At 34.1% G+C, this 13,140-nt stretch carries 12 protein-coding genes; all 12 read right to left on the bottom strand.

The window, feature by feature from the left end:
• Positions 1-4: 4 nt before the first annotated feature.
• Entirely contained in the window at positions 5-559 is a 555-nt protein-coding gene (frr, locus tag ACM595_RS01725; protein ID WP_002483464.1) for a ribosome recycling factor, read from the bottom strand.
• 16 nt (positions 560-575) lie between these two features.
• On the bottom strand, positions 576-1,298 hold the full coding sequence (gene pyrH / locus ACM595_RS01720) for a UMP kinase (RefSeq protein WP_002483465.1): 723 nt from the start codon (positions 1,296-1,298) through the stop codon (positions 576-578).
• A 134-nt stretch (positions 1,299-1,432) separates the two neighbouring features.
• Positions 1,433-2,311, bottom strand: a complete 879-nt coding sequence (gene tsf / locus ACM595_RS01715) for a translation elongation factor Ts (RefSeq protein WP_037538543.1) — start codon at positions 2,309-2,311, stop codon at positions 1,433-1,435.
• Between the two features lie 93 nt (positions 2,312-2,404).
• Positions 2,405-3,193 carry a 30S ribosomal protein S2 gene (rpsB, locus tag ACM595_RS01710; RefSeq protein ID WP_194375940.1) on the bottom strand — a complete coding sequence of 263 codons (789 nt, stop codon included), beginning with the start codon at positions 3,191-3,193 and terminating at the stop codon, positions 2,405-2,407.
• 238 nt (positions 3,194-3,431) lie between these two features.
• Positions 3,432-4,205 carry a GTP-sensing pleiotropic transcriptional regulator CodY gene (gene codY, locus ACM595_RS01705; RefSeq protein ID WP_115338565.1) on the bottom strand — a complete coding sequence of 258 codons (774 nt, stop codon included), beginning with the start codon at positions 4,203-4,205 and terminating at the stop codon, positions 3,432-3,434.
• A 23-nt stretch (positions 4,206-4,228) separates the two neighbouring features.
• Positions 4,229-5,641, bottom strand: coding sequence for an ATP-dependent protease ATPase subunit HslU (hslU, locus tag ACM595_RS01700; protein ID WP_115338566.1), 1,413 nt, complete (start codon positions 5,639-5,641; stop codon positions 4,229-4,231).
• 112 nt (positions 5,642-5,753) lie between these two features.
• Positions 5,754-6,296 carry an ATP-dependent protease subunit HslV gene (gene hslV, locus ACM595_RS01695; RefSeq protein WP_041080451.1) on the bottom strand — a complete coding sequence of 181 codons (543 nt, stop codon included), beginning with the start codon at positions 6,294-6,296 and terminating at the stop codon, positions 5,754-5,756.
• Positions 6,297-6,299: 3 nt separating this feature from the next.
• Positions 6,300-7,190, bottom strand: a complete 891-nt coding sequence (gene xerC / locus ACM595_RS01690; protein WP_037538546.1) for a tyrosine recombinase XerC — start codon at positions 7,188-7,190, stop codon at positions 6,300-6,302.
• 118 nt (positions 7,191-7,308) lie between these two features.
• Positions 7,309-8,616, bottom strand: a complete 1,308-nt coding sequence (trmFO, locus tag ACM595_RS01685) for an FADH(2)-oxidizing methylenetetrahydrofolate--tRNA-(uracil(54)-C(5))-methyltransferase TrmFO (RefSeq protein WP_041080450.1) — start codon at positions 8,614-8,616, stop codon at positions 7,309-7,311.
• 154 nt (positions 8,617-8,770) lie between these two features.
• Positions 8,771-10,837, bottom strand: coding sequence for a type I DNA topoisomerase (gene topA, locus ACM595_RS01680; RefSeq protein ID WP_002483473.1), 2,067 nt, complete (start codon positions 10,835-10,837; stop codon positions 8,771-8,773).
• Between the two features lie 205 nt (positions 10,838-11,042).
• Entirely contained in the window at positions 11,043-11,918 is an 876-nt protein-coding gene (dprA, locus tag ACM595_RS01675) for a DNA-processing protein DprA (RefSeq protein ID WP_041080447.1), read from the bottom strand.
• Between the two features lie 307 nt (positions 11,919-12,225).
• Positions 12,226-13,131 (bottom strand): succinate--CoA ligase subunit alpha, encoded by a 906-nt coding sequence (gene sucD / locus ACM595_RS01670; protein ID WP_002483475.1) that lies wholly within the window; start codon positions 13,129-13,131, stop codon positions 12,226-12,228.
• Positions 13,132-13,140 lie beyond the last annotated feature (9 nt).

The raw sequence follows: 13,140 nt of genomic DNA, 5'->3' as shown, positions 1-13,140 counted from the left end.
ATGTTTATACTGACATAATATCTTGTTCTTTTTCTTCTAACAATTTTTCAACTTCTTTAATTGAATCGTCAGTTAATTTTTGTACATCATCTGTTTGTGTTCTTAAATCATCTTCAGTGATGTCAGAATTTTTTTGTTGTTTTTTAAGCTCATCGTTTGAGTCACGACGCACATTTCTTACTGCAACTTTAGCGTCTTCGCCAATTTTTTTAACATCTTTAACAAGCTCTTTACGACGTTCTTCAGTTAATGCTGGTACACTGATACGGATAACTTCTCCATCACTTGAAGGATTAACACCTAAGTTAGCTGCATTGATTGCTTTTTCAATATTGCCAACTGATGATTTATCATATGGAGAAATGACTAATAAACGTGCTTCTGGCACACTAATACTAGCAAGTTGTTGAACTGGTGTTGGCGCACCGTAATAATCAACATTTACACCATTTAATAAGTTTGAATTCGCTCTACCAGCACTGATATTAGCTAATTCTCTTGAAAGATTGTCTATTGATTTTTGCATTTTTGATTTCGTTTCATTAATAATGTCACTCATAGTCATACACCTCTAATTATTTTGTAATCAATGTTCCTATTTTTTCACCCATGACAGCGCGTTTAATATTACCTTCTTCAGTTATTGAAAATACATTTAATGGAATATTATTATCCATGCAGAATGATGAAGCTGTTGAATCCATAACTTGTAAACCTTCTTGTAACATTTGGATATGCGTTAGGTGCTCATATTTGATTGCATTTGGATCTACTTTCGGATCAGCAGAATAAACACCGTCGACATTATTTTTGCCCATTAAGATAACATCAGCTTCAACTTCAGCTGCACGCAATGCTGCAGTTGTGTCAGTAGAGAAGTAAGGGTTACCTATACCGGCTGCAAAGATGACCACACGATTTTTTTCTAAATGTCTGATTGCACGACGACGAATATAAGGTTCTGCAACTTGTTTCATTTCTATTGAAGTTAAAACACGTGTATCACATTCTAATTGTTCGAGGCTATCTTGTAATGCTAATGCATTCATTACTGTAGCTAACATACCCATGTAGTCTGCTGTACCACGATCCATGCCTAAATCGCTACCAGTTTTACCTCTCCAAATATTACCGCCACCAACGATAACTGCAATTTCACAGTCCAATTTAGCTACTTCAGCTACTTGTTCTGCAATACTTTTGATTATAATTGGGTTAATTCCAAATCCATCGTCACCTGCGAGTGCTTCGCCACTTAATTTTAATACAACACGTTCGTATTTAGAAGTTTGAGCCATTGTCTTATCCTCTCTATTGTAAAAATATGTAAATTATACAAGTAAAGAAGACACAATAGGTCTTCCAATACAAAAGTGAATCTTTCATACGGAGCACAAAAGGTGTCTTCTTCCTTGTTTTAACTTATGAAAAATTATTTCATTTGTCCTTTAACTTCGTCAGCAAAGTTTTCTTCACGTTTTTCCATGCCTTCGCCTACTTCATAACGTACGAAGTCAACTAGTTTACCACCTTTAGATTTTAAGAAAGCTTCAACTGTTTGATCAGGATCTTTTACAAAGTTTTGGTCAACTGCACAAATTTCTTGTAGATATTTACGTAAACGACCTTCAACCATTTTTTCAACGATATTTTCTGGTTTACCTTCATTTAGAGCTTGTTGTTTTAAAACATCTCTTTCATGAGCGATTTCATCTTCGCTTACTTGTTCAGATGAAACATATTTAGGGTTGATTGCAGCAATGTGCATTGCAACATCTTTAGCTGCTTCAGCATCAGTAGAACCTTCAACTACAGTTAATACACCAATACGTCCACCCATGTGTAAATAAGCACCGAACGAATCGTTGTCTGTTTTAGTTCTAACAGCAAAACGACGGATACTTAATTTTTCACCGATAGTTGAGATAGCTTCTTTAACACGTTGGTCAACTGATTTACCATCTGGTAAGTTAGTTTCTAAAAGTGCTTCAACTGTTTCTGCTTTAGTATCTAATACTTGGATAGCAATTTCTTTCACTAATTGTTGGAAACCTTCATTACGAGCAACGAAGTCAGTTTCAGAATTGATTTCAACAATTGCTGCTTCGTTTCCTCTTTCTTCAACGTGTACTAAACCTTCTGCCGCAATACGGTCAGATTTTTTAGCAGCTTTAGCGATACCTTTTTCACGTAGGAAGTCTACCGCTTTATCGATGTCACCATCAGTTTCTGTTAACGCTTTTTTACAGTCCATCATACCAGCGCCAGTTTTTTCACGTAATTCTTTTACAAGTTTAGCTGAAATTGCCATTTCAAATTCCTCCATTATTTAATGAATTTTATTTTATTTATTTTAAAAAAAGGTGATAAGCTTCAATATCTTATCACCCATTTTACATTATTCTTAGTTTGATTCAACAGAAGTGTTTTCTTCAGTTGTTTCTGTTTCAGTAGCTTCTTTTGATTCATCTAAATCAATATTTTGTTCAGCTGCTACTTCTTCATTTGATACACCTTGTTGACCTTCTAAGATTGCATCTGCCATTTTACCAGTTAATAATTTAACGGCACGGATAGCATCATCGTTTGCAGGGATAACGTAATCAATTTCATCTGGATCACAGTTAGTATCTACAATACCAACGATTGGGATGTGTAATTTACGTGCTTCAGCAATTGCGTTGCGCTCTTTACGAGGGTCAACAACGAACAATGCTTGAGGCATAGATTTCATATCACGAATTCCGCCTAAGAATTTAATTAAACGGTCATATTCTTTTTTAAGTTCTACAACTTCTTTTTTAGGTAATACTTCGAATAAGCCATCTTCTTCCATTTTTTCAATTTCAGAGATACGTTTAATACGTTTAGAAATTGTTTTATAGTTAGTTAAGATTCCACCTAACCATCTTTGGTTTACATAGAATTGACCAGCACGTTCTGCTTCAGCTTTAACTGAATCTTGTGCTTGTTTTTTCGTACCAACGAATAAAACTTTTCCGCCATCTTCTGATACTTGTTTAATGAAGTTATAAGCTTCTTCTACTTTTTTCACTGTTTTTTGTAAATCGATAATGTAAATACCGTTTCTCTCAGTGAAAATGTATCTTTTCATTTTTGGGTTCCAACGGCGTGTTTGGTGACCGAAGTGAACACCTGCTTCTAGCAATTGTTTCATTGAAATTACTGCCATAATAAAATTCCTCCTATTGGTTTATTACCTCCACAAAAAGCTCATATAAACACGACAATTAAATATCGCACCCTTTATACTTTAACTTTCTGTGTGTGTATTGGCTTCATAGCCGTCAATAAATATATCATATTTACCTATGCAAATCAATAGTTTTTGTCCATTAATTTACACATTATAAAGAACGACTAAGCCCATCTATTAGTCGTTCTCAATTAAGTCGTTACGCAATAAAATTTTATTTGATTCTTTCTAGTTCATCTAAGAACTTGTCTTTTTTAACTTTAATAAATGTACCCTTCATACCTAATGAACGAGATTCGATTACACCCGCACTTTCTAGTTTACGCAAGGCATTTACAATAACTGAACGTGTAATGCCGACTCTATCTGCAACTTTTGAAGCGATTAGTAAGCCTTCTTTACCACCTAGTTCTTCAAATATATGTTCAATCGCTTCACTTTCAGAATATGATAATGAGTTGATCGCCATACTAATAGCTGCTTTATCTCTTGCCTCTTGTTCTACTTCATTATGTTTTTCACGTAATATTTCCATACCGATAACTGTAGCTGCGTATTCACCTAATACCAAGTCGTTTTCAGAAAAATCTTCTGTCACACGTCCTAGAACTAATGTACCAAGTCTTTCGCCACCACCTAAAATTGGGAAAATTGTTGTTCTGCTATCACCGAATAAATCATTATTTTCAGGTGGGAAAACAGTTAGTACATTATCAATACCAATATTGGATTGTGTTTCTTTCACATCCATCAATTGATCTGTATATTCTACAGGGATATGTCTATTTTCTAACATTTCGATGATACGTTCATTTTTTAATAATTCATTTAAATTCGAACCTAAAATTTTACCTTTTCTTGAAACTATAAAAACATTTGTTACTGTCACACTACTTATCGTTTGTGCTACATCTTTAAAATCTACCGCAATACCTTTATGCTTTTGCAAAAGTGTATTTAATTCTCTCGTTTTTGATAATAAGCTCATATTCCTACTCCTTTATATTTATATTATAAAATAAATGCACTTAAATCTTTGTTTGTTGAAATTGATTTCAACTTATCATCAACATATTGTGGTGTAATATCTACAACCGCATCGGGCATACTTGGTGCTTCGAATGATAAATCTTCTAGCATTTTTTCAAGTATAGTATGCAATCGACGTGCACCAATGTTATCAGTATCTTGGTTTACTTGGAATGCAATTTCTGCTAATCGTTTAATTGCTTCATCTGTAAATTTAACCGTTACTTGTTCTGTTTGTAGTAACGCTTCATACTGTTTGATAAGTGATAATTTAGGTTCCGTCAAGATTCGAACAAAATCTTCAACTGAAAGACTTTCTAGTTCAACGCGAATTGGAAAACGGCCTTGCAACTCTGGAATTAAATCACTTGGTTTAGACACGTGGAATGCTCCAGCACCAATAAATAGCATATGTTCAGTGTTAACAGTACCATACTTTGTTTGAACCATGCTACCTTCAAGAATTGGTAATATATCTCTTTGAACACCTTGGCGAGATACATCTTGCCCTGAATTTTGATTATTTGTCGCAACCTTATCTATTTCATCAATAAATATAATGCCCATTTGTTCAGCTAATTCAATAGCTTCTTGGTTAGCTGTTTCTTGATCAATCAATTCATCAGCAAATTCATCAGTTAATATCTTACGTGCAGTTTTAACTGGAACTTCTCTTTCAACTTTTTTCTTAGGCATTAATTGGTTCATCATGTCTTGCATTTGTTGGTTTTGGTTCGTACCTAGCATGCCCATAGCAGCTGGATCTTGTTCAACTTTTAAGCGTACCTTCTCATCTTCTAATTGACCATTTAATAATTGTTGCTTAATTTCTGAACGTTTCGTTTTCACTTCATCAGTAGGTGTTTCTTCTTCGTCATCATTATTTTGACCAAAATTAGGGATTGAACCACCAAATAAAGATTCAAATGGGTTATTACTGTTCGTATTGTTATTAGCTTTTTTCTTCATACTAGGTACTAACAATTTCACTAACTTTTCATTCGCTTTATCTTGGGCTTCATCTTGTACCAATGCCTTTTTTTGATCTTTTACAAGTCTAACAGCAACATCTACAAGGTCTCTAACCATGCTTTCTACATCACGTCCAACATAACCTACTTCTGTAAATTTAGTTGCTTCAACTTTAATAAATGGAGCGCCAACTACTCTAGCCATACGTCTTGCAATTTCCGTTTTACCTACACCCGTAGGTCCAATCATCAAAATATTTTTAGGTGCGACCTCTTGTTTTTCTTCTTCAGTTAATAGACTTCTTCTATATCTATTTCTTAATGCAATTGCAACCTTACGTTTAGCATCGTCTTGACCAACAATATATTCATTAAGTTTTGATACAATATCTCTAGGTGTTAATTTTATTCCATTTGTCTCCATATGATACGTTACCTCCATTAATTTTGTGCTTTAAAACAACTTATAATTTATACATGTTTACTATTGCCAATTAATTCTAAATTTAGACATTTTCATTAATTTATTTACTCAGCTATAAATTCTCAACTATAATTTGGTCATTTGTAAATACACAAATATCTGAAGCAACTTTCAAACTTTCATAAGCCATTTCGCTCGCAGACAAATGTGTTGCATTACGTTTTAGCGCTCTACCTGCACTTAACGCATAGTTACCACCTGATCCAATTGCAATCAAATTATCATCTGGTGCGATTACTTCTCCTGTACCGCTAACTACTAAGATTGATGTTTCATCCATTACAATCAACATAGCTTCTAGCTGACGTAATTGTTTATCGCCTCTCCACTCTTGTGCTAATTCCACTGCAGCTCTTTCTAAATTCCCACTAAATTGTTGTAATTTTGTTTCGAATTTTTCAAATAGAGTGAACGCATCTGCTACACTTCCAGCAAAACCAGCTAATACTTTATCATTATATAAACGTCTCACTTTTCTCGCTGTTTGTTTCATGATGACTTGTTCACCTAGAGTAACTTGACCATCTCCAGCCATTGCTGCATGTCCATTATGTTGTACTGCAAATATTGTTGTTGCATGTATAGATGTACTCATTATTTAATTCTCCTTTTTTGCACGAGGATGTGCATTTAAATATACTTTTCTTAATTGTTCATTTGTCACATGTGTATATCGACCAGTTGTTGACAGATTAACGTGACCGAGCAAAGATTGCACTGTTCTTAAATCTGCACCTTGGTTTAACATGTGTGTCGCAAATGTATGTCTAAGTTTATGAGGATGTATCTCTGTAACACCGGCCGTTCGTTTCACTACGTCGTTCAATACATAACGAACGCCACGTTCAGTGATAGGATCGCCTTTCATATTAACTAATAAATAATCGTGATCACTATTTAATTTAGGTTTGAATGACGCTAAATATCGTTCCATACTTTGTTTACAAAACTCGCCAAAGGGGATAAAACGTTCTTTGCCACCCTTACCTAATACCTTTACACCTGGCGACGTCATATCTATGTCTTGTTCTTTTATATGCACTAACTCTGAAACTCTAATACCAGTAGAATAAAGTAGTTCTAAGATTACCCTATCTCGCAAGCCTTTTTTTGCATCATTTTCAACCGTGTCAAATAATGCTTCCATTTCCTCTTCATAGAAAAAATGTGGTAAATAATGTTCTTTTTTCGGATGTACCAATTGTATGAACGGATTTACCACCGCTTCATCTTGTGTCATCCAATATTCATAAAAACTTCTCAGCGTAGAAATTTTACGTGAAACTGAGGTTCTTTTCAAGTTTTTTGAATATAAGTAACTGAGATAGTTCCTAGCATCTTTGTATTCAAACGCATTCAAATCTAAATGTTCTTGAGCTAAGAAAACATTAAATTGTTCTAAATCATCATGATAGGATTTTAAAGTGTGCTCTGAAAATTGTTTTTCTACTTTTAGCATATATAAATACGCTTGTTGGATTTTTTCCAATAAAAACCCCTCCATCAACATAAATTGTAGCATATTGATAGAGGGGTCTGCGAAAAATAACTATTAAATTGAGTAAAACTTTCAAAATTTTCGGAAAGAATTATAAAAATACAATATTTTATAGCGTTTGTTTATAATTATCTAAATATGTTAAAGCACGATCTGCTAATTTTTCATAACGTAATTTTTTATCTTTTAATTTCTTTTCCAATGTTGGTAGTAAACCAAAGTTAGCATTCATTGGTTGGAAGTTTTTTTCATTTTTGGCATGTGAAATATAATATGCCATGCTACCTATCATTGTTTCTCTAGGGAAAATGACTTCTCCCTTGTTAAGCATTTTATGTGCTACATTGATACCTGCAACGAGTCCACTAGCGGCACTCTCTACGTATCCTTCAACACCAGTCATTTGACCTGCGAAATAAAGTTCTTCTCTTCCTTTTAATTCATAAGTTTCAGTTAAAACATCAGGCGAATTGATGAATGTGTTACGGTGCATGACACCATATCTAACTATTTCAACATTTTCTAATCCTGGAATTAATCTGATGACATCTTTTTGAGCTCCCCATTTTAAATGTGTTTGGAAACCTACAATGTTGTATAGTGTTCCTGCAGCATCATCCTGGCGTAGTTGTACGACAGCGTATGGTCTTTCGCCTGTTTTAGGATCTTCGAGACCCACGGGTTTCATTGGACCGAACAATAATGTTTTTCTACCACGTTCAGCCATTACTTCAAATGGCATACAACCTTCAAAGTATTTTTCTTTTTCAAATTCATTTACAGGTGCAACTTCAGCTTCCATGAGCGCATCGTAAAATGTATTAAACTCATCTTCTGTCATAGGACAATTCAAATATGCGGCTTCACCTTTATCATAGCGGGATTTCAAATACACTTTATTCATATCAATACTGTCTTTTTCAATAATTGGTGCCGCAGCGTCATAGAAATACAACTGATCTTTTCCAGTTGCCTCCACAATTTCGTTTGCTAACTTGTCTGTCGTTAGAGGACCTGTTGCAATAATCGTATATCCTTCAGGTATGCTATTAATTTCTTCATTTAAAACTGTGATATTTGGATGATTTTTTAATGTTTCAGTCACATAGCCAGCAAAATCATGTCGATCGACTGCTAGAGCGCCACCGGCAGGCACACGCGCTTTATCCGCTGCACTGATAATTAAAGAATCTAACTGTCTCATTTCTTCTTTAAGTACACCGACAGCATTTGTTAAAGCATTGCCTCGTAGTGAATTCGAACATACGAGTTCTGCAAATTTATCGGTATGATGTGCAGGTGTCTGTTTCACCGGCCTCATTTCTATAAGATTTACTTTTACGCCTCGTTGCGCTAATTGATATGCTGCTTCTGAACCAGCCAAACCAGCACCTACTACATTTACAACTTGAGTCATTCGATTTCCTCCCATAATTAAAAAGCAACTTAGACATCGTATCATAAATATAAATACATGCATCTACATTATATATATGTGTCATAAGTTGCTGTTATTGTTTAAACTATTTCTTTCATAAATACGATTGCAAGCGTAAATTCGCTATACTATATTACTTTTGCTCTTCTTCTTTGTAATCACAATTTGAACATACTACTTGGCTCTTACGTCCTTGTTTTTTCTCAACTAAGTAATGCTCACATTTAGGACAATCTCTTCCTATCGGTTTATCCCAAGTTACAAAATCACACTCTGGATATTTAGAACAACCATAAAAAATACGATTCTTTTTAGATTTACGTTCTACAACGTCGCCTTCTTTACACTTAGGACAAGTCACACCAATTGTCTTAACAATAGCTTTTGTATTTCGACAATCTGGGAAATTTGAACAAGCCATGAATTTACCATAACGACCCATTTTAATAACCATAGGTGAACCACAGACTTCACAGTCTTCACCAGCAGGTTCATCTTTTATTTCTATTTTTTCCATTTCTTCTTCTGCGCGTTCTACATCCTGTTTGAAACTACTGTAAAAATCTGAAATCACTTTTTTCCAGCCAATCTCACCATCGGCAACTTTATCCAATAATGTTTCCATGTTTACTGTAAAGTCAACATCGATAATTTCTGGGAAGTAATCTTTAACTTGTTCATGAACAATTTCGCCCAATTCAGTTGGCACAAAACGTTTACTTTCATTTTTCACATAATTTCTTTTCTGGATTGTATCGATTGTTGGTGCATATGTGGAAGGACGTCCAATTTTCAATTCTTCCATTGTTTTCACTAAACGCGCTTCAGTATAGCGTGGTGGTGGTTGAGTAAAATGTTGTGATGGTTCAATGTTCGTAGCTGTAACCATTTCACCTTCACCAATATTTGGTAATTTGTTATCTTTACCATCTTCACTGTCATCTTTGGTTTCAACATATAAAGTCATAAAACCTTTAAATTTGATTGTCTGTCCATTTGCTCGGAATTTGATGTCATTTTGCGTCAAATCCATTGCAACTGTATCTAAAATTGCAGGTGCCATTTGACTGGCAACAAAACGTTCCCAAATTAATTTATATAATCTATGTTGATCTCTAGTTAAGAAATTTTTCATTTCATTTGGTGTACGTAAAGTACTAGACGGTCTGATAGCTTCATGGGCATCTTGATCGCCTTGACCTTTTGATTTTCGATTAGATGTATAGTCATTACCATATGTTTCTTGAATGTAATTTTTCGCTTCTGATTTCGCTTGGTCTGAGATTCTTGTTGAATCTGTACGCATATAAGTGATTAAACCAACTGTACCTTGCTTTTTCAAATCTATACCTTCATATAGTTGTTGGGCTAACATCATTGTTTTACGTGCTTTGAAATTCAATTTACGAGCTGCTTCTTGTTGAAGTGTTGACGTTGTAAAAGGATTAGCTGGATAACGCGTTTTTTCCTTTTTAGTCACTTTAGTCACTTCAAACTGATCGCCATCTAACTGCGTAGTAATTTTTTCAACATCTGCTTTTTCAGTTAATTTAAATGGTTTATTTTTAAAATGAAGAAATTTAGCTGTGAATTTTGTTTTCTTATATCTAAATTCGCCTTCAATTTTCCAATATTCTTCTGGTTTGAAATTTCTAATTTCATTTTCACGATCTATAACTAGTCTTAATGCCACAGATTGTACACGACCAGCAGATAACCCTTTTTTAACTTTTTTCCATAATACAGGTGAGATATTATAACCGACTAAACGATCTAGAATACGTCGTGCTTGTTGCGCATCAACGAGTTCCATTTCGATGCCTCTTGGATGTTTAAAACTATCTTTTACTGCATCTTTTGTTATTTCATTAAACACTACTCTATTTTCTGTTGAATCTTCCAAGTTTAATATATTCGCTAAATGCCAAGCAATAGCTTCACCTTCACGGTCGGGGTCACTCGCTAAGAATACTTTTTTCGCTTTCTTAGCATGTTTTTTCAATTCTTTTACAACTGGACCTTTACCACGTATCGTAATATATTTGGGTTCATAATCATTTTCAGCATCTACACCCATTTGACTACGAGGCAAGTCTCTAACGTGCCCCATTGATGCGATTACTTTATATTTTTTACCTAAATATTTTTCAATGGTTTTAGCTTTTGCAGGCGATTCAACTATGACTAAATTTTCTGCCAAAGTAGTTACCCCCTTGCATTTTCTAATTACAAAGATAAATGATAAACGGTGTATTTTGTTTTTGTCAATGTTTTTAATTTTGACTTGATTAAATTTATACCGTTATTTCATCCCAAACTTTATCAATCAGCAGTATTTTTTCATATATTATTAAAAAACAAAGCGTTAAATAAAATCTGTTTTAAAGTTGTGTGTTATTTACTTTTCATATAATAAAATCTTCTAATATATCATCCGCATTCAATACAATTTTCGCACCTTCTTGAGCACTACGCAAATTGCCTAATGTCATTTTATTAAATATTGTACCAGGTAAGACATACACATCTCTATTTTGTTCTAATGCAAATCGCGTCGTGATACTTGTGCCACTATTTTCTGCAGATTCTGTGATAAAGATACCTTTAGAAAGTCCACTAATCAATCTATTCCTTTCTGGGAAATGGTATCTTTTGGGCTTTTCGAGAGGGAGATATTCACTTATAACTATTCCATCTTTTTCAATTTGCTGTCTTATCTCTTTAGTTTCTTTCGGATAATGATGCATATGTCCAAATCCTAATACCGCAATTGTAGGTAACTTAAATAACAAAGCATGTTGATGCGCCATCATATCTGCACCTTTTGCAAGCCCTGATATTATCGTCAAATGATGTTTTTTAAATGAAGGAAAAAATGTTTGAAGTGATTGCCATGTATATTGTGTCGCTTGTCTAGATCCAATAATAGCTAGGGTACGAGGAGATTGCATTAAAGTGAGCTTACCGCGATAAAATAGGATTAGGGGTGGATCATAAATTTCTCGCAATAACTGTGGATATAAACGGTGATTAATTGTTATGAAATGAACTTTCCATGCTTTTAATTGTTTGAATAGTATTTCAAAATTAGTTGTCACATATAATCGGTATACATTTTCATTTTTTGCAGTTATTTTTACTGTTCCCAAAAATTGTTTGAGTATGTATTGTTTATCTACCTTACTATATTTCATAAAAGAGGGAGAAAATCTTAATAATCGATGTATTTGTTGTGTAGATAGTCCAGCAAATCGAAGCTTTAAAAGGTCTAAATCGTTCATTTATCATACTCCTTTATACCTCATATTATACGATAAAATATATATGCTGCGTATTACAAAATTTTGTCAAATGATCGTAATAAGTCATATGATTTTAAAGAGTAATTTTAAATTTCTAAATTGACAACATCTGATCTTTCAATTGGAGATATTAATTTTATTTATCTTTAATTTAGCGGTCGCATTTCTACTATATAAAGTACTTTATCAAATGCATTTTTTTAATTTTAATATCAGCTCATACAACCTAAAAAAGCACAAACTCCGACATACTATCGGAATTTGCGCTGACTTTTAATAAATAAAATTATTTTACAGTCAATAATTGTTCATAGATGCCAGCTTCTTTAGCTGCATCAATTAAAGTTGTACCAATTTCAGAAGGTGTGTCTGCTGTTTTAACACCACAACTGTTAAGTGTTTTAATTTTCTCTTCTGCAGTTCCTTTACCACCTGAGATAATCGCACCAGCATGGCCCATACGTTTACCAGGAGGAGCTGTTTGACCGCCTACGAAGCCTACAACAGGTTTCGTCATATTAGCTTTAATCCATTCAGCAGCTTCTTCTTCTGCAGTACCCCCGATTTCACCAATCATAACGACAGCCTTAGTTTCATCATCTTCATTAAATGCTTTTAATACATCTATAAAGTTTGTACCATTAACTGGGTCGCCACCAATACCAACCGCAGTCGTTTGACCGATACCTTCTTCAGTTAATTGATGTACCGCTTCATATGTTAATGTACCAGAGCGTGATACAACGCCTACATGACCTTTTTTATGGATGTATCCTGGCATAATACCAATTTTACATTCATCAGCAGTAATGACACCTGGACAGTTAGGTCCTACTACACGTGTTTTCTTACCTTCTGAATAACGTTTTACTTTAACCATATCAATTACAGGAATATGTTCTGTGATACAAATAGCTAAATCTAGTTCAGCTTCGATACATTCTAAAATTGCATCAGCAGCAAATGGTGCTGGTACATAAATAACTGATACTGTTGCACCTGTTTCTTTTTGTGCTTCTTCAACTGTATTGAATACTGGAACGCCTTCAACAACTTGTCCGCCTTTACCTGGAGTTACCCCAGCAACAATTTGTGTACCATATTCAAGCATTTGTTTTGTATGGAAAAGGGCAGTTGACCCTGTTATACCTTGTACAATTACTTTTGTATTTTTATCAATAAATACGCTCATCTTCGTGCT

Source organism: Staphylococcus sp. LKG3-1 (assembly GCF_048568385.1).
In the GTDB taxonomy this organism is placed as follows: domain Bacteria; phylum Bacillota; class Bacilli; order Staphylococcales; family Staphylococcaceae; genus Staphylococcus; species Staphylococcus saprophyticus.
The sequence above is the reverse complement of the archived record's forward strand: the minus strand, read 5'-3'. Positions and strand labels throughout refer to the sequence as shown.